This window comes from Streptomyces sp. 8N114 (assembly GCF_052245835.1).
GTDB lineage: Bacteria > Actinomycetota > Actinomycetes > Streptomycetales > Streptomycetaceae > Streptomyces.
Map to the genome: position 1 here is coordinate 1 of NZ_JBQQBT010000041.1, position 18,602 is coordinate 18,602.

An 18,602-nucleotide genomic window follows, 5' to 3' on the forward strand; every position below is an offset into this window, starting at 1 on the left:
CCTGAGCCAGGATCAAACTCTCCGTGAATGCTTCAAATTCGCGGAAGAGCGGAACCAGGAGAGGAATAATCCCCCGGTCCACAGCGTCCTCGCTGTAATTTTTTCAAAGGAACCTCAACCCGCCGACGCAAATCCGTCGACAGGCCGGGGTATCAACATATCTGGCGTTGACTTTTGGCACGCTGTTGAGTTCTCAAGGAACGGACGCTTCCTTCGAAACCGTCTCACCGGCTTCTCCGGACGTTTGCCCTTTCGGTGTTTCCGACTCTATCAGATCCGTTTTCCGGCCCGTTTCCGTGCCGTCTTCCGAATCGGATTTCCCCTGTCGGCGGGGCGCCTTCCGGCTGACCGCTACTTTAGAGCCTTTCCCCGCCCGGCTCCAAATTGAGCCGACCCGCAAAAGCAATTCGGCATGCCGAACAGACCCCTGCGAAGGGAGATGGTGCTTGAGTAGAGGTTTCCGCCGGAGTGGCAGGAATGGTCGCCAGTAGCCACGACGGGCCGCTGACAACCCGAGGAACCTTACGGATCACCGGTCGTACTGTCAACCGGGATCAGGGGCGGCTCAACTCGCCCTGGCCGGGCCGCGGTCGGGGCTTCAGTCGAGGTCGGTCAGGCGGCCGCCGGCGTCGGGTTGGGCGTGTTCGACGCGGCGTAGGAGACGGGTGAGGAGTTCGCCGAGTTGTACGCGCTCGTCGGTGGAGAGGTCCTGGAGAAGGTCTTCCTCGAAGGCCGACGCCATGCGCATGACCTCGAGCCACTTCTCGCGGCCGGTGTCGGTGAGGCCGATGATCACGCGGACCCGGTTGTCGGGGTCGCGCTCGCGGGTGACCAGATCCTGGGTGAGCATCCGGTCGATGCGGTGGGTCATCGCCGCGGGGGTGAGGCCGAGCCGCTTGGCGATGGTGCCGGGCCAGAGCTGGTAGGGGCTGCCCGCCATGACGAGTTCCTTGAGGACCTCCCACTCCGGGCTGCTGAGGCCGAGCGTTGCGAGCTGGCGCCCGTAAGCCACGCTCATCCGGCGGTCCAGCCTGCTCAGAGCGTTGACCACCTTCTCCACCTGGGGGTCGAGGTCGCGGTACTCCCGCTGGTAGATGGCGATCTGCTCATCGAGCGTCGGCTGTCGGTCCGGCATGTGCGCAGTATCGCACGATGACTCGTTCGCTCTAAACGCTTGCTGTGTGTATTCTTTAGCATCGAACTTTAGCTTCGAAGTCTTCGTAGCTGTATCCCTTGTACGTCTCTCGACTCAGGCAGGTGAGTGTGACCACGGCGATGGCCGCCGCTCTGCGGCGGATCCAGCTCGGTAACGCGCTGGCGGCTTTCGGCAACGGCTTCACGGTGCCGTTCCTCTTCGTGTACGTGTCGCGGGTGCGGGAGCTCGGTGATGGCACCGCAGGTGCGGTGCTCGCCGCGTTCGCCGCCGCCGCGCTGCTCGTGCTGCCCTTCACGGGGCGCGTGATCGACCGGAGCGGACCGCTGGTGGTGGTTGTCGTCGGTGCGGTTTCGGCCGCGCTGGGTGCGCTGGGGTTCGGGCTGGCGACCAGCGGGCCCGCCGTGCTGGCCGCGTCCGCCGTGATGGGCGCCGGTATCGCCGTGCTCCAGCCCGCGCTCGCGACGATGATCGTGTGGTGCTCGACGGCGGGATCGCGGTCGCGTGCCTTCGCCACTCAGTTCTTCCTGAACAACCTGGGGCTGGGCGTCGGCGGGCTGCTGGGCGGAATGCTCGTCGACGAGCACGATCCGGCCAGCTTCACCCTGCTGTTCGTCATCGAGGCGACGATGTTCCTCGTGCTGCTCGCCGTGCTGGTGACGGTGCGGGTGGGGCGCCCCGTGACGGCGGCTGCCGGGGCCGGGGAAGGCGCCGGTGCGGAGGGCGCCGCGCGGGGCTCCGGTTGGGGCGTGCTGCTGCGGGACCGGTCGATGGTGCTGCTGTGTGTGCTGGGATTCGTGATCTTCTTCGCGTGCTACGGCCAGTTCGAGTCGGGGCTGTCGGCGTACGCGGTTGACGTCACGCGGATCTCGACCTCCACGCTGGGGATCGCGCTGGCCGCCAACACGGCGATGATCGTGCTGGCGCAGTTCGTGGTGCTGCGGCTGGTGGAGGGGCGGCGGCGTAGCAGGGTCGTTGCGCTGGTGGGTCTGATCTGGACCGTCGCGTGGTTGGCTGCGGGGGCTTCCGGGTTTGTGCACGGGGCGCAGGCTGTGGCCACTGCGCTGCTCATCGGTACGTACGCGCTGTTCGGGATCGGCGAGACGATGCTCTCGCCGACGGTGGCGCCGCTGGTCGCGGACCTGGCTCCGGCACGTCTGGTCGGGCAGTACAACTCGGCTTTCGCGCTGGTCAAGCAGTTGGCGCTGGCCGTGGGTCCTGCGGTGGGCGGTGTGCTCGCCGCGGCCGGGGCCTGGTCGGCGTACATCGTGCTGCTGGTGGTGTGCTGCTTGGGCGTGACGGGGCTGGCGTTGCTGCTGGGGCGGCGGCTGACCGAGCGCCAGGACCGGCCCGGGTCGGTCATCGTGGCACGTGGCGATGCGGTCCGCCCGGCCCCTGAGGAGAGCCTCGTCGGCGCGGGTCGGTGACGAGCGGCAGGGAACGATCCGTTCGGTCAGGATCGGCCCTGCCGCACCGTACGTCGGCTAGGTGCCCGGGAGGGCGAACTCGCACCAGACCGACTTGCCGCCGCCCGGGGTGCGGCGGCTCCCCCAGGCCGAGGCGATCGTGGCGATGATCGAGATGCCGCGCCCGGCTTCGTCGGCCGGCTCGGCGCGGCAGCGGCGGGGGAGGTGCTCGTCGCCGTCGGTGACCTCGATGATCAGCCGGCGGTCGGTACGGCGCAGCAGCAGCCGCATCGGCGGGGTGCCGTGCTGGAGGGAGTTGGCGACCAGTTCGCTGGCGGCCAGCACCCCGAGGTCGCGGAGTTCGGCGGGGAAGCGCCAGGAGGCCAGGACACCGGAGGCGAACGCGCGGGCGCGCGGGGCCGCTTCGGTGCCGCCGAGCAGGTCGAGCGCCGCGTTGTGGAACAGCTCGGCGTCGGGGCCGGTCCGTACCGGGCGCTGGAAGACGAGGAGCGCCACGTCGTCGTCGTGGTCCTCGCTGATGCCCAGGGCGCGCAGCAGCCGGTCGCAGATGATGTCGGGGGAGCCGGTGGCGCCCGCGAAGGCGTGCTCCAGCGCGTCCACACCTTCGTCGATGTCGGCGTCCCGGCGTTCGATCAGGCCGTCGGTGTAGAGGACGGCGGTGGCGCCCTCGGGCAGCGGCAGGCTCCCGGAAGTGTGCAGCCAGCCGCCGGTGCCCAGCGGCGGACCGGTGTGCTCGGTGGCGCGGTGGACGGTGCCGTCGGGGTCGCGTACGAGGATGGGCACGTGCCCGGCGGAGGCGTAGCTGAGGCGGCCCTCGTTGGGGTCGTGCACGGCGTAGACGCAGGTGGCGATCTGGGAGGCGTCGATCTCGGCGGCGAGGCCGTCGAGGAGTTGCAGGACCTCGTGCGGCGGCAGATCGAGCCGTGCGTAGGCGCGGACGGCGGTGCGCAGCTGGCCCATGACGGCGGCGGCGCGCACGCCACGGCCCATGACGTCGCCGATGACCAGCGCTGTGCGGCCCGCGCCGAGGGTGATGACGTCGTACCAGTCGCCGCCGACGGCCGCGTCCGTGCCGCCCGGCAGGTAGGTGGCGGCGACGCGCAGGTCGTCGGGCTGCTCCAACTCCTGGGGCAGCAGGCTGCGCTGGAGGGTGACTGCGGCCTCGCGCTGGCGGCGTTCGCTGGCGCGCAGCCGTTCCACCGCCTCCACCTGGTCGGTGACGTCGGCTGCGAAGATCAGCACGCCGCTGTCACCCGATGTGGTGATGGGGGTGCATGTGAAGGTGTAGTACCCGGGGCGGCGTCTGCTGCCCGTCGCGCCCGGCTGCGGGGGTACGCGGCGGGACTTGACCGTACGGGGCCGACCGCTGCGCCGGACCTGGTCCATCAGCGGGAGCAGGCCCAGCTCGACCAGCTCGGGCAGGGCCTCCCGGGCCGCTGCGCCGGTCGGGCGGGGGCCGAAGACCTGGGTGTAGACCTCGTTGACGAACGCGATGCGGTGCTCGGGCCCGTACACGACGGCGGCCAGCGCGGGGACCTGGCCGAGCAGCGCGCGGACGGGGAGCGCATCGATGGCACGCCTGCGCTGCGATGCCGCTCTTTCGGGTTCGAATCCGGAGTCGGCGTCGGTGTTCGGCCCTGGGTCGGCCTCCGCGTGCGGACGGCTGCGGGCAGCGGGCACGGTGGGGGTGTCCGAAGCGTCCTCGTCCGGGTGCGCCGGCTGTCCCGGAACCGCTTGGTCGGGCACGGACCGGCCGGGTCCAGGCTGGTCGGACGCTGTCGGATCGGCTGTCGCTCCGCCGTCGGCTTCCCCCGGGTCGGCGGGGGTTGGGCCACTGTCCTCGGTGCCGCTGTCGGTGCCGTCGCTGCCTGTGCCGGTGCTGCCAGGGCGCTCGCCGCCGGTGCTCTTGGCGGCGTCGTCCGTGCTGCTGCCGTCCGTGCTGCCGCCGGAGGTCTCGGTCGACTGCGCTCGCGCCTTTATCGCGGCCTGGGCGGCAGCGGTGCGCCGCTGTGTGCCGGGCAGTCGGGCGCTCCAGCGCGTGAAGTTCACGTCGTCCGATTCCTTGTGTGGTTCGCTGTGTTCGCTCGGGTCGCTCGGGGCCGCTTCGGGGTCACGCTTCGCAGACGCGGGCCCACCCATGGTCACATGCCCAGTGTGGCCCACCGTGCCGGTGGACCCCTCAGTTCTCGTCGGGGCGCCGTACGGTGCCCGCCGCGAGTTCGAACTCGGCACGGGGGTGCTCCAGCGAGCCGAGAGAGACGATCTCCCTCTTGAACAGGCCGGAGAGCACCCATTCCGCCAGCACGCGTGCCTTCCGGTTGAAGGTCGGCACCCGGCTGAGGTGATAGGCGCGGTGCATGAACCAGGCAGGGTAGCCCTTGAGTTTCCGTCCGTACACGTGCGCGACCCCCTTGTGCAGTCCGAGGGAGGCGACCGAGCCCGCGTAGGAGTGCCGGTAGGGGGTGGGTTCCTGGCCTTCGCACACCGCCGCGAGATTGTCGGCCAGGCGGCGTGCTTGGCGTACGGCATGCTGCGCGTTGGGGGCGCACAACGGCGGTTCCGCGCCGTTGTGCGCCGCCGAGCCGGACGCCTTGGCCGGGTCCGCCGCCCAGCTCGCTGCCGGGTCCGCCGTGAGGTCGGGGACGGCCGCCGCGTCACCCGCTGACCAGGCGTGTTCCGTCCCCTCGACGCGCAGCGTGGCCTCGCACTTGAGCTTGCCGCGAGCGGTGAGGGGCAGTCCGGTGCGGGCCAGCAGGGGGTGGGGTTTGACGCCTGCCGTCCACACCAGGGTGCGGCTGGGATGCCGGGAGCCGTCGCTGAGGACGGCGACCCTTTTCTCGCACGAGTCGAGGCGCGTCCCGAGGCGTACGTCGATGTTGCGGGCGCGCAGCTCACGCAGGGCGTAGCCGCCCATCTCCTCGCCGACCTCGGGCAGGATCCGGTCGCTGGCCTCCACCAGCAGGAAACGCAGATCGTCCGCGGAGATGTTGTGGTAGTAGCGGCAGGCGTAGCGCGCCATGTCCTCCAGTTCGGCCAGCGCTTCGACGCCTGCGTAGCCGCCGCCGACGAAGACGAAGGTGAGGGCGGCGTCGCGGATCGCGGGGTCGCGGGTGGAGGAGGCGATGTCGAGCTGTTCGAGCACGTGGTTGCGGAGCCCGATGGCTTCCTCGACGGTCTTGAAGCCGATGCCGTGCTCGGCCAGGCCGGGGACGGGGAGGGTGCGGGAGACGGAGCCGGGCGCCAGCACGAGCTCCGTGTAGGGCAGTTCAAGGGTTTGCGGCTCGGGCCGTTCCCCGGGTGCCGCCTGGGCCGCGCGGGCCGCGTCGGCCTCCGCGGTGACGAGGGTGCTGATGTGCGCGACACGGCGGTCGGGGTCGATGCTGCGGGCCTCACCCACGATGACCTGGCAGTGCGACAGGACCCGGCGCAGCGGTACGACGACATGCCGCGGAGAGATCGAGCCGGCAGCGGCCTCGGGCAGGAACGGCTGGTACGTCATGTACGGGTCGGGGTCCAGGATCGTGATGATGACCCCGTCGGCGGACTCGAGCGACGCGGCGACCGGCCCACCCGGCGCATCCGGCGTGCTCGGCACAGCGGGCGTGTTCGCCGCATCCGGTGTGTTCGGCGCTCCGGGCGTACCGGGCACGGCCGAGGCATCCGGAGCGAGGGCCTCGCCGGGGCGGGCGGCCTGCCGGAGTCGGTGCTTGAGTCTGCGCTGGAGGCGCAGCGCTGTGTACATGCCGACGTAGCCGCCGCCGACGACGAGGATGCGCGCGGGTTTCGCAGGTTCGTTCGTGGCCTTCGTCACCTGACCATGACGCACCCTCGGCCCCCCGTTTGTCCACAGGAGACGTCAATCATGTGACCGGTGTGCGCCGGGCGCTCTCCGTACCACCGACGTCGTACGGAGAGTGGTCCTTGCAGGTCACGGCTGGGGCGCAGGGGGCGCAAGGGGCGTACGGGCGAGGTGCGGCCGGTACGGGCGGGTCAGGGCCAAACGGCCGTGCCGGAACGCCCTCTTCTCTCTCAGGGTGGGCTCAACTATGTTCGTATCCCAACGGGTGCGGCCTATGGACCAGTGCGCCGCATCCCGACCCCGCGGACGCGGGGGTCTCCGGGGGGAGACATGGATTTACCGGGGGAACAACGATGCACATTCAGGGTATTCACGGCTCTCATGCTGGGGCGGCGCCGACCGCTGTCTCCGCTGTTCCGGAGAGCCAGACCTCCGCGCACGCCACAGCTGCCACGGCTGCTGCGCGGACGACACCGCTGCGGGTGGACGCGCAGCGGAATCTCGAGCACGTACTGCGCGCCGCGCGCGAGGTCTTCGGCGAGCTGGGTTACGGCGCGCCGATGGAGGACGTCGCCCGCCGCGCCCGGGTGGGGGTCGGGACGGTCTACCGCCGTTTCCCGAGCAAGGACGTGCTGGTCAGGCGGATAGCCGAGGAAGAGACAGCGCGGCTGACGGAGCAGGCTCGGGCTGCGCTGGGCCAGGAGGAGGAGCCCTGGTCGGCGCTCTCCCGTTTCCTGCGTACCTCTGTCGCCTCGGGAGCGGGGCGGCTGCTGCCGCCGCGGATACTCCGGGCGGAGACCCGGCCCGACAGCGCCTTGCGGGTGCCCCAGCAGCGCACCTCCGTGCCGAGCGGTTACCACGAGGCTCCGACGCCTGCCGAGGGGACGCATCCGGATCTGCGGCTCGTGGAACGTCCCAGCACGGCGAGCGAGTCCACGGCCGCGTACGACCTGGGGGAGGACCCGGGAGCGGCGGAACTGCTGGAGGTCGTCGGGCAGTTGGTCGAGCGGGCGCGGGAAGCGGGCGAGTTGCGCCCGGACGTGACGGTGGGCGATGTGCTGCTGGTGATAGCGACCGCCGCTCCCTCGCTGCCGGACGCCGCACAGCAGGCCGCCGCCTCGACGCGGCTGCTGGACATCCTGCTGGAGGGGCTGCGCTCCCGTAGTGCGCGCTGAGCAGCCTTCCGCAGCGCACTGAGGGCTGAGGGCTGAGCACCAGGTCAGCAGGGCAGCAGGCCCTCGGCATCCGCAGAGCCGTGCGGCATTACCCGAACGGGTGGTTGGTCTGCTTGTCCGGTTCCCGTCCTGCGGCACTGTGCCACGCTGACGCGATGGTCAGCGCGCGGGGCGGGTACGGAAGTCGCGGCTATGGGTGGTGACAAGGAACGGGGGGCGGGCGAGCCCCGTCCGGATTCCTCCCCCGGCCTTCGGCCGGGCGGTGCCCTGCCCGAGCAGTCGGTATCGCGCCAGGTGCCCGAGCAGCGCAGGCGGCAGGACGCCTCAGGGGTGCCTGGCCGGCACGCCGAGAGTGGCAGCAGGCGCGGCAAGCAAGGTGGCGGACCCGGCAGGCATGGTGTCTCCGACATGGAGCTGCTCTCCCGGATGCGGGAGGGCGACGACGGGGCGTACGAGGAGCTGTACCGGCGGCACGCCGAGCCGGTGCGCCGCTATGCCCGTACGTGCTGCCGGGACGCGGACACGGCGGAGGATCTGACGGGCGAGGTCTTCGCACGCACCTTGCAGGCCGTACGCGGCGGCAAGGGCCCCGAGGCGTCGGTGCGGGCCTATCTGCTCGCCTCCGTACGGCATGTGGCGGCGAACTGGGCGCGGACCCGGCGGCGGGAGCGGCTGGTGGACGACTTCGCCGCCTTCGCACAGTCGGCGGCCGCGGCCTCCGCAGCGCGCGACGAGGACACCCTCGAGCTGGGCGCCGAGGTGCGGGCGATGCGGGAGGCCGAACAGAAGCTGGTGGTACGGGCGTTCCGGAGCCTGTCCGAGTACGACCGGATGCTGCTGTGGCACACCGCCGTCGAGGGCGTACCGCCGCAGGAGGTGGCGCCGCTGCTGGGCAAGTCCCGCGGGGCCACGGCGACGGCGGCGCACCGGGCGCGGGAGCACCTCAAGCAGGCGTACCTCCAGGCGCATGTGAACCAGGCGCTGACGGAAGGCGGCGAGTGCGCGCGGTACGCCGACCGGCTCGGGGCTTATGCGCGCGGCGGGCTGCGGGTGCGTGCCGAACGCGGGCTGGCCCGGCATCTGGAGGAGTGCCCGGCATGCCGGCAGGCGGCGTCGGAGGTCAAGGACCTCAACGAGCACATCAGGCTGCTGGTCCCATTGGCCCTGGTCGGCTGGTTCGGGACAGCGGGCGGCGCCGAAGCCTTCGCGGCGCTGATCGGCGGCGGTGCGACGACGGCGGCCGCGGGCGGCGCGGCAGTGGGCGGCGCGGCGGCGGGAAGCGCGGGGGTCGCAGGAGGCGCAGGAAGTGCAGCCGGGGGCGGTGCAGGAGGTGCTGCGGCCGGTGGCGCCGGAAGCGGAGGTGCGGGTGCCGGGGCTGGGGCCGGAGCCGGAGCCGGAGCTGGCGGTGCGGCGTCGGAAGGGCTCGGCGCCCCCGCGAAGGCCGGTATCGGGCTCGGTGTGGCGGCGGCCGGTGCGGCGCTCGCATACGCGCTGTCCGGAGGCGACGGCGAGCCTCCCAAGAAGCCTGAGGCACGGCACCCGGCGCCGCCAGTCGCGCCCGGACAGCCGCCGAAGAAGCCGGACCCGGCACCCCGGCCCGATGAACCGAAGCCCGAGCCGCCCGCACCCGATCCGGCGACAGCGCAGGCCGAACCGCGGCCCGCACCGAAGCCGGAACAACCGGAACCGGTCGATCCGGCCGAGCCCCCCGCGCGGTCCGAACCGCCGCCGCCCGAGCCACCGGCGCCCGGGCCGCTGCCCTCGCCCCCGAGGCACCGCCCCGAACCGCCGCCGCCTCCGTCGGCCGAGCACCACCTCGTCAGGGTGACGGGGACACCGTGACGCTCAGCTCCAGCACCGGCGAACGCCAGGTACGGCTGGTGGTGGAACGTCACCCCTCGGCAGCGGTCGGGGCACCCTCGGTGGAGCTGTCGGCGACGAGCTGGGCACACAGCTCGTCCAGGCGCTCGACGGCCTCGACGGCGGTGAGCGGCGGTCGCCCGTCGGCCCCCTCCGTCCCGTCGACCCCCTCTGTCCCGTCGGTCCCGTCGGTCCCATCGGTCCCGTCCGCCCCGTCATCGGCGGCAGCTGAGGAGTAGGCGCGGATCGTGCCGTCGATGCGGAGTTCGGGGACGCTCGCGGGCAGCTCGCCCCGGAGTCGCTGGGCCGCGTCGGCGAACTGGACGGCCAACGTGTGGCGGCCGTCCAGGTGCAGGATGTAGCCCGCGGTGAGCAGGGCCTGACCGACGAGGCTTTCCGGGATGCCGATCTCCAGCCCGATGCGAATGGTGGTACGTATCTTGCGGACGGCGTCGGGAAGCAGATCCGGCCCCTCGGAGGCGGTGATGCGGGCGTCCAGCATCCGCAGCATGACCTCGAACATCGCGGGCGGTGTGCCGACGGACGCGTTCTTCCGGCTCTGGCTGTGGAGGTCACGGGCCCGTTCGATGTCGCCCGCCTCGGTCGCCGCGACCGCACGGACGAAGACCGCGATGGTCAGTGCGTCTCGGATGCCGAGACGTTCGGCGTCCTCGATGGCCCGGCGGGCGAGCTGGTCGGCCTGTTCCGTATCGCCGCGGCGGAACCAGATATCGGCGATACGGGCGAGCAGCACCGGCATCTCGGTGAGGGCGCCGAGCTGCTGGGCGTAGCGCAGGGCGGTCTCGCACTCGGCGCGTGCGTCGTCGTAACGGCCCTCTTGGAGGGCGACCTCCGCGCGCAGTCCGCACAGCTGGCTCAGCAGCCAGCGGTCGCCGGTGCTGTCGGCGAGGGCGCTGATCTCGGGCAGGTCGTCCCTGGTGGCGGCCACTCCGCCGGGGAGGTCCATCCGCACATGGGCGCGGAAGAGCAGCGCCACGGCCAGCCCCCACGGCTCGGCGTAGCGGCGGCAGTTGGCGACGGACAGGTCCATGAGCGCCGCGACGCCCTTGCTGCCCTCGATCAGGTAGCCGGTGAAGGGCCAGAGCATGCCGGGGAAGCGGGCGGCGGCAGGGCCGGGTTGGCGGAAGGTCGCGATCAGTTCTTTGGCGACGGCCTGGTGGTGCGGGTCGGTGAGCAGCTCCTGGGTGTAGTGCTCGGACAGCAGGAAGTAGTCCAGCAGCTGGAATTCCCGGAAGAGCAGCTCCTCCTCCGGGTCGCGCTCCTCCGCGGTGGGGGGAAACATCGACAGGACGGTCTCGACCCAGTGCGCTCCCTCGTCGCGGTAGTTGCGCAGCCACCAGAACCAGCCGGCCACGCGGACGAGTGCGACGACCGTCTCGCGGTCCTCGTTGCGCAGCGAGCGGTGCAGTGCGGCGCGGATGTTGTCCAGGTCGGCCTCGACTCTCGGCAGCCAGGAGAGCTGTTCGGCGGAGCGGAGGCGGGGTTCGGCCGCGTTGGCGAAGCGGAGGATCTGGGCGGTGTGCCGCTCCTCGGCCGCCTCCCGGTCGGCCGGGTGTTCGGCGGCGCGCTCACGGGCGTAGTCGTGGATCGTCTCCAGCATCCGGTAGCGCACGCCTGTGCCGGTGAGGGCGGGCGGCTGGTCGGCGACCAGGATGGACTTGTCCACGAGTGCCGAGAGCAGGTCGAGTACGTCGTCAGGGTGGATCTGTTCCGGGTGGGTGTCCGGTGCGGGTGACCGCCCGGCGTCCTCCGGGGCCCCGTCCGCGCACACGTGTTCGGCAGCGGAGAGGGTGCAGCCGCCGGCGAAGACGGACAGCCTGCGTACGACGGTGCGTTCGCGCTCGTCCAGCAGGTCCCAGGACCAGTCCACGACGGCCCGCAGGGTCTGCTGACGCGGCAGTACGGTGCGGCTGCCGCTGGTCAGCAAGCGGAAGCGGTCGTCGAGGCGGTCGGCGATCTGCCGCGGGGTGAGGGACCGCAGCCGCGCTGCCGCCAGCTCGATCGCGAGGGGCAGTCCGTCGAGACGGCGGCAGATCTCGGCGACGGCCTCCGGGTCCTCGCTCGTACGGAACCCGGGGCGGGCCGCGGCGGCGCGGTCGGCGAACAGGCGGTGTGCCGGTGCGGGCGGCAGCGGCTCGACCGGGCGCACCGTCTCCCCCGGTATGCCGAGCCGTTCGCGGCTGGTGGCCAGCACGGTGAGTCCGGGACAGTGCGCCAGCAGCGTCTCGGCGAGGGTGGCGGCGGCGTATACGACGTGCTCGCAGTTGTCGAGCACCAGCAGCAGACCGCGCTGCTCCAGGTGTTCGACCAGCAGCGCAGTCGGGTCCGCCTCGCCGCCCAGCGAACGGGTGCCCTCGGTGGCGGCCGTGGACAGCGACGTCACCCGGCGGCCGAGGGCGCTGAGCACGGCGCCCGGCACCGCTGCGGGGTGGTCGAGCGGCGCGAGCTCCACCAGCCAGGTGCCGTCGGGATACGGAGCGGGGGCGGCGGCGGCCGATGTCGCGGCGACCTGCTCGGCCAGCCGGGTCTTGCCCGAGCCGCCCGGCCCGATCAGGGTGACCAGCCGGGAGGCAGCGAGATCGGCGCCGATGGCGGCGATGTCCGCCTCACGACCGACGAAACTGGTCAGCCGTGCGCGGAGGTTGCCGAGCGGAGGCCGCGCACTCTCGTCGGCACACTGCGGCCTGAGGGATGCGGGGGATTCGGCGGAGTCGCGTGGGTCGGGGGATTCGACGGACTCAGGAGGGGGCCCAGGGGACCCGGGTTTTCCGGAGGACCCCAGGGAGCTGTGCTCTCCCTGGGAATGCGGAGGTGCGGGGCGCGATCCAGGAGTCGAGGTGCCGGAACCCGGCGGCGCTGGACGGGTATTCGGCGGCGCGGAACTGAGCTCCGGCGGCGCGGGGCGGGAGAACCCCGGCGGCGCAGAAGGCGAGGACCCTGGCGGCGCGGCGCCGGAGCGGGGCACCGCCGTGCCGGTCGAGGTGCCGGTCCTGTCGGTCGAGGTGCCGGTCGGCGTACCGGCGGCCAGCAGTTCGGCGTGCAGGGCGCGCAGTTCGGGCCCCGGGTCGGCGCCCAGGCGGGCCGCTATGCCCCGGCGTACGGACTCGTAGCCGGCCAGCGCCTCCGCCGTACGGCCGCTCTCGTGCAGGGCGCGCAGATACAGCGTCTGCAACGGCTCGTCGAGGGGATGTTCGGGCGCCAGCTCGCGCAGCTCCGGCAGCACTCGGGCGGCACGGCCGAGGGCGAGGTCGGCCGTGAGGCGGCGTTGCAGCGCGGTGTGCCGCAGCGCTTCGGCGCGAGCCGCCACGCGGGCGCGGCCGGGCAGGTCGGCGAGGGCGGGGCCGCGCCAGAGGGCGAGGCCCTCGCGGAGCACGGCGGCGGCCTGTTCGGCGTCACCGGCCTCCAGTGCGCGCTCGCCCTCGGCGGCCAGGCGTTCGAAGCGGATCAGATCGACCTCGTCGCGCTCCGGGTCGGCCCGCAGCCGGTAGCCGCCGGCCAGCGATTCGACGGCGTCCTTGCCCAGAACCCGGCGCAGCCTGCCCACGAGCGCCTGCAGCGCGGCCGGGGCGTTCTCCGGCATCGTGCCGGGCTCCGCGTCCGCCCACACCTCGTCGATCAGTGTGTCCGGAGAGGTGGGAGCGCGGTTGTGGGAGCGCAGCGCGAGGGCGGCGAGCAGCGCACGCAGCCGCTGCCCGCCCAGCGGGAGCGGCCGTCCAGCCTCGTCGTGGGCCTCGCTCGCCCCCAGGATCAGATACCGCACGGACCCATTGTCCCCGCAGCCGCACACACCGCCGCCACATTTTCCGGCGGGCGGCCCGGACTTCCCCCCGCCGAGCGCCGCCCTTTCCCAGGCGAGCGCCTCTTCGGAATCAACCGGCGGTGGGCGGAAGAATCCGTTCGTAGCGGGCGTCCGGGTGGACGCCCGCCGCAGCGGCGCGGTGGCGGGGCGCTGCGGAACCGGTCCAACAGGTGCCGCGCCGCGCCAGCAGCCGGCCCAGCCACAGTTCCATGGAGACCAGGTCGGCGATGCCTTCAACGGGCAGCTGTTCGCCCTTGGCCACCCGCTGGACGGCCTGGCGTACGACGCGGGCCTCCACCAGTCCGGCCTCGGCCAGCAGCGGCGCACGGAAGAGTTCCAGCAACTGTTCGGCGGCCAGCCGCACACCTGCGCGGAGGGCGGCGTGGTGGGTGGCGTGGGTGGGGGCGCCCCAGCCGGGAGGGAGTTCGTGTACGCCCGCACCGGCGAGTGCCGCGCGCAGTATGGAGGCGCGCGCTCCTGGGCGTACGCGGAGTGCTTCGGGCAACTCCCTCGCGGCCCGGACAACCTGGTTGTCGAAGAACGGGGCGTGCAGCCGCTGGTTGCGGATCTCCGCGGCCTGTTCCAGGACCCGGTGGTCGGCGGCGGCGCGGGCCAGCGCTGCCCGGGCCCGCCGTTCACCGGGGCGCTCGACGGAGGGCCGGGCCTGTGCGGCGGCCTCCAGCCGCAGCGAGACCTCCGCCAATGCCTCGCCCGTCAGCCAGCGCGCCGCAGGCCCGGGGCGGCACCAGGTGAGCGCGGCGACCGAGGCGTCCACCGCGCTCTCGCCACCCTCCGGGTACGGCGCGAAGGCGGCAGCCGTGAACGAGCTGTCGCGCAGCTGCGCCGCGGTCTCCACGACCCCGTCGCGGTAGGACGTACGGGCCAGCCTGCGCGCCGCCCGGTAGATGGTGACGGGCACCAGCAGCGAGCGGCCCGCGACCTGCCCGCCGGACTGTCCCTCGGCACGGGCCAACGCGGCGACGGGCCGCACCAGATGGCGGCGGCGCCGGTCCAGCAGCAGGTCGGCCAGGCGGGCGGGGTGTGCGTCGACCACCTGGCGGGCGCCCGAGCCGAGGAAGTGGTCGGCGCTGCCTGCGGAGAGGCGGTGCCGGTGGCGTTCCGCGGTCACCAGGGAGGGGCCGGGCTCGTCGGTGAGGGGGCCGTTCTCCAGATCCGCGTAGGGCAGCGTCTCCTCGCTGCCGGTCACCACGACATGGCGCAGCCGCGGGTTCTCCGCGATGGCGTGCGCCCGTTCCAGTTCGGCGAGATGTCCGGCGGCTCCCGCGGTGTCGTACGGACCGGCGGAGGCGCTGCCCGGGTCCACGGCGCTCGCGGCGCTGCTCAGGGTGAGGTCGTTGAAGGTGACCGCCAGCAGCCGCTCGCCCGCGCTCGCCGCGCCGGAGCCGAAGACGGTGCCGGGCGTACCGGGCAGCCCGGCGGCGAGCAGCGCGAGGGTGCCGGACGCGGGCCCGCCGGACAGGTCGGCGCCGACGCCGGGTGCCGGGCCGCCCCGCGCGCGTTGCCGGTCGGCGGGGCCCATGCCGGGCACCGGCCCCGGATCGCGTACGTCGAAGTCGTGTTCGGCCGCGTGGCGGGGCGCGGTGAGCCGGGCCCGTACGGCGTCCACGAGCGCGTCCCGGACGCCCGCGACCGCTGCCTCCGGATCGACGGGCGGGGCGCCGACGACAAGTGAGGCGGACGACTCGTAGCTGGCGACCTCGCGGCTGCCGCCGTCCCGCACGATCAGCGCGTGCCCCGGCGGCACCCGCCGCACCCCGCGGTAGGGGGTGCCCTCGCCGAGCGCTTCGGCCGCGTCGGGGCAGGCCAGCAGCGCTGCCAGATGCCCGAAGTCCAGTTCGGCCTCGACGAGATCGGCGAGCGGCAGCGCGGCCGTCGCATAGGCGGTGCCGCCCGCCCAGGGCGCGTGGAAGACGGGACGGGCGCCCGCGAGGTCGGCGGCGACGGTGATCCGGCGGCCCACGCAGGCGACCGCGGTGTAGCTGCCGGGCCAGGCGGTCAGATGACGAAACGCTCCGCCGCGCGCGGCGACCAGGCCGAGGCGCAGCTCGTCGTCGCTGGCGCCGCAGCAGCCGAACACCGCGAGCCTGTTGCCCGGTTGGGCCTCGACGACGCGGATCTCGTCGGGCCGCCAGTCGCCGACGGCCCACAGCGGATCGGGCCCGCTCCACAGCACCTGTGCGCCGACGGGCTGGAGGACTCCGTCACTTCCGTCGGGGATGTGCGCGGTGTGCGGGGCGTGCCCGTAGGGACCGTAGGAGTCGTACGGATCACGGGAGTTGTACGGGTCGCGGGAGTCATGGGAGCCGTACGGGCGGTACGGCTCGTGGGAATCGCGGCCGGTGCGGGGATCGGCGTAGGAGTCGGCGGAACCGGTGGCTGCGCGGCCGGAGTTGGCGGTGGTGCGGGCGGATCCACGACGGCGGTCGGGCGATGCCGCGGCGCTGCTCCACCCCACCAACCAACGCATCGCCGCCTGCCTTCGCGTCACTCCGCCGCTGTCTGCCGCACCGCGCGGGCGCCTGGAGCGGCGGGTGCCTGCCGTCCCGGAAACCGCTGCCGTTGCGGCTATGGTGCCACGAGAGTGGCGCGCAGGAGGCGTGTAAGGGGCGCATACCTCAGCTCAGTACGACGCCCCTCTCGCACCGCCCAGCGCCCCCGAGCGGCCGTTGCGGGGCCGCCGAGTTGCCGAATCGGCAGCGGCATATACCAGTGGCGTCCGCACCCGGCACGGCACACGCGACCGATGTCATTCGGCCAAATATGAACGGCCTCCACGGCGCCGTAACAGCCGTATTGCCCCCTCGCCACGCAACAGCGAACGGGCGGCGTACCGAAGGCAACCGGGGCGAGCGGGACAGCCGGGCACGATCCGCACGGGCCGTACGCGCGGGGCGCGCGGGCCCGTCGCATGCGCGGGGCACAGAAGCATGGGAGGGAGCACACGGCAAGCAGCGTTCCGGACGTGACCACTTCCGGGCGCCGGCCGCACGCTCCGGGCGGGGGCGCCACAGAAGGGGACACCCCGGGCGAAGACAGCGGGCGGCGCCGGACGGTGCCGCCGAGGCGCGGCAAACACACCGTGCTGCGCCGCGCGTTGCGGCGGGAGCACGGTCACTCGGAGACGCCCATGACGAAGGCGCCTCCGAGCGATCTCCGTACCCACTCTGTTACCGACGGAAAGGCCACGTCCGCCCCGGTGCGCGGCCCTTCCGCGCTCTTCCGCGCGGGCTCTGCGAGGGGACGGCCGCGGCATGTCCGCGTTGCTCGTCCGCCAGGGAGACCCGCGCCTCGAACCTCGTTCCTGCCCCGTCCCGTTGCCGGGCCGGGAGGGGCATTGCGCACCTCCCGGCCCGGACCGCCGTCCGCGGGGAATGAGACGGCGGTGTCCCCCAGCCCACTGATCCTGTGCAGCGGGCCGACCCACGCGACTCCCATCGAACCGCTCCCCCCTTCGGGTCCGGCAGGCGCATGAGTGGGCGCACGGCCACACGCCCGGGGCACGTCGACCGGCGCCGGAGAAGTCGTACGTCCCGCGGACGGCGCGCATGATTCCAGCCGCTTCGCGCGGGGCAGTATGGGGGTGGCACGTGACCCCCGCACGTACACGCGTACGGACATAGATCTCGCCATCCGGCATGACGCCTCTTAACGGTCGGGATGCGGCGAACTACGCTGTGTTCGCAGTGCTTTCCGCGCCGCGCAGTGCGCAGTGACGGGAGGGGGCCCCGCGCCACAGCCGCGGGGCGGTCGTCGGTGTGGTCAGGGGTGCGCATGTCCAGGGAGTCACGCGGGCCGAATGAGAAGCTCGGCACCGTCCTCGCCCTCGCAGGAATCAGCAACGCCGGACTCGCCCGACGGGTCAACGATCTGGGGGCCCAACGCGGCCTCACTCTTCGGTACGACAAGACGTCGGTGGCCCGCTGGGTTTCGAAGGGGATGGTGCCGCAAGGAGCGGCACCCCACCTCATCGCTGCTGCCATCGGCAGCAAGCTCGGCCGTCCGGTGCCGCTGCACGAGATCGGTCTCGCGGACGCCGATCCGACCCCCGAGGTGGGGCTGGCCTTCCCGCGCGATGTCGGCGCCGCTGTCAAGTCGGCCACCGACCTCTACCGGCTCGATCTCGCCGGGCGGCGCGGCGGCGGCAGCATATGGCAGTCCCTCGCCGGCTCGTTCGCCGTGAGCGCATATGCCACCCCGGCTTCGCGCTGGCTCATAACCCCGGCCGACAGCTCGGTCGCCCGCCACGTCGAATATCTGGAGGGGGCGCACCCGTCCGGCGACGGGGCCGGAGCGGACTCCGCCGCGAACGGCGGGCTCCTGGCCGTGGCCGAAGGGCGGCTGCGCGAGGGCCGGGACGGACGGGACGGCGACGTGGACGGGGGCAGCACCCCGCTGCGCGTCGGGCACACCGACGTCTCCAAGCTGCGCGAAGCCGCGGACGAGGCGCGCCGCTGGGACTCGAAGTACGGCGGCGGTGACTGGCGTTCGTCCATGGTCCCCGAGTGCCTGCGGGTGGACGCCGCGCCGCTGCTGCTGGGCGCCTACACCGACGAGGTGGGACGCTCCCTCTTCGGCGCGACCGCCGAACTGACCCGGCTCGCCGGATGGATGGCGTTCGACACCGGACAGCAGGAGGCCGCGCAGCGGTACTACATCCAGGCGCTGCGGCTGGCCCGCGCCGCCGCCGATGTGCCCCTGGGCGGCTATGTGCTGGCCTCCATGTCGCTGCAGGCGACCTACCGGGGCTTCGCCGACGAGGGCGTCGACCTCGCGCAGGCCGCGCTGGAGCGCAACCGGGGGCTGGCGACGGCCCGGACGATGAGCTTCTTCCAGCTCGTCGAGGCCCGTGCCCATGCCAAGGCGAACGACGCCCAGGCGTGCGCCGCAGCGCTGTCGGCGGCCGAGAGCTGGCTGGAGCGCTCCCGCGAGGGGGATCCCGACCCCTCCTGGCTCGACTTCTACTCCTACGACCGGCTCGCGGCCGACGCCGCGGAGTGCTACCGCGATCTGAAGGCACCCCGCCAGGTGCGCAGGTTCACCGAGAAGGCGCTCTCCCAGCCGAAGGAGGAGTTCGTCCGCTCGCACGGGCTGCGGCTGGTCGTCTCCGCCGTAGCCGAACTGGAGTCGGGCAACCTGGACGCGGCCTGCGCCGCCGGGGTCCGTGCCGTGGAAGTCGCCGGCCGCATCTCCTCCGCGCGCACCACGGAGTACGTCCGCGATCTGCTCCACCGCCTGGAGCCGTACGGGGACGAGCCCCGGGTCGCCGAGCTGCGCGAGCGCGCCCGGCCACTGCTGGTGGCTCCGGCGTGAGGGATGGTGTCTCGGGAGTGAGGGCTGGTGTCCCCCG

General features: G+C 72.9%; 9 protein-coding genes. 4 read left to right on the forward strand and 5 right to left on the reverse strand.

The genetic code is table 11. The features are described from left to right. Positions 1–598 precede the first annotated feature (598 nt). Positions 599–1,135, reverse strand: coding sequence for a MarR family winged helix-turn-helix transcriptional regulator (locus ACTWQF_RS35715; protein WP_443249280.1), 537 nt, complete (start codon positions 1,133–1,135; stop codon positions 599–601). Positions 1,136–1,275: 140 nt separating this feature from the next. Between ACTWQF_RS35715 and ACTWQF_RS35720 the strand changes: the two genes are divergently transcribed. Next, entirely contained in the window at positions 1,276–2,580 is a 1,305-nt protein-coding gene (locus ACTWQF_RS35720) for an MFS transporter (protein ID WP_443283949.1), read from the forward strand. A gap of 57 nt (positions 2,581–2,637) precedes the next feature. Here ACTWQF_RS35720 and ACTWQF_RS35725 read toward each other — a convergent pair whose 3' ends face one another. Together ACTWQF_RS35725 and ACTWQF_RS35730 are read right to left on the reverse strand one after the other, a co-directional pair. Beyond that, positions 2,638–4,629 (reverse strand): SpoIIE family protein phosphatase, encoded by a 1,992-nt coding sequence (locus ACTWQF_RS35725; RefSeq protein WP_443283935.1) that lies wholly within the window; start codon positions 4,627–4,629, stop codon positions 2,638–2,640. Between the two features lie 130 nt (positions 4,630–4,759). After that, the gene (locus tag ACTWQF_RS35730; RefSeq protein ID WP_443283950.1) at positions 4,760–6,322 is read right to left on the reverse strand and encodes an NAD(P)/FAD-dependent oxidoreductase; all 1,563 of its coding nucleotides are present in this window, start codon (positions 6,320–6,322) and stop codon (positions 4,760–4,762) included. 410 nt (positions 6,323–6,732) lie between these two features. Here ACTWQF_RS35730 and ACTWQF_RS35735 point away from each other — a divergent pair, with 410 nt between their 5' ends. Together ACTWQF_RS35735 and ACTWQF_RS35740 are read left to right on the forward strand one after the other, a co-directional pair. Beyond that, a complete protein-coding gene (locus tag ACTWQF_RS35735; protein WP_443283936.1) occupies positions 6,733–7,554 on the forward strand; it encodes a TetR/AcrR family transcriptional regulator in 822 nt (273 codons plus the stop codon). Between the two features lie 192 nt (positions 7,555–7,746). Continuing rightward, positions 7,747–9,396 carry a sigma-70 family RNA polymerase sigma factor gene (locus tag ACTWQF_RS35740; RefSeq protein ID WP_443283937.1) on the forward strand — a complete coding sequence of 550 codons (1,650 nt, stop codon included), beginning with the start codon at positions 7,747–7,749 and terminating at the stop codon, positions 9,394–9,396. Between the two features lie 49 nt (positions 9,397–9,445). Here ACTWQF_RS35740 and ACTWQF_RS35745 read toward each other — a convergent pair whose 3' ends face one another. Further along, entirely contained in the window at positions 9,446–13,195 is a 3,750-nt protein-coding gene (locus ACTWQF_RS35745; RefSeq protein WP_443283938.1) for an AfsR/SARP family transcriptional regulator, read from the reverse strand. 109 nt (positions 13,196–13,304) lie between these two features. Further along, entirely contained in the window at positions 13,305–15,722 is a 2,418-nt protein-coding gene (locus ACTWQF_RS35750) for an asparagine synthase-related protein (RefSeq protein WP_443283939.1), read from the reverse strand. Positions 15,723–17,026: 1,304 nt separating this feature from the next. Between ACTWQF_RS35750 and ACTWQF_RS35755 the strand changes: the two genes are divergently transcribed. Next, a complete protein-coding gene (locus tag ACTWQF_RS35755; protein WP_443283940.1) occupies positions 17,027–18,565 on the forward strand; it encodes a sporulation protein in 1,539 nt (512 codons plus the stop codon). Positions 18,566–18,602: the final 37 nt, after the last annotated feature.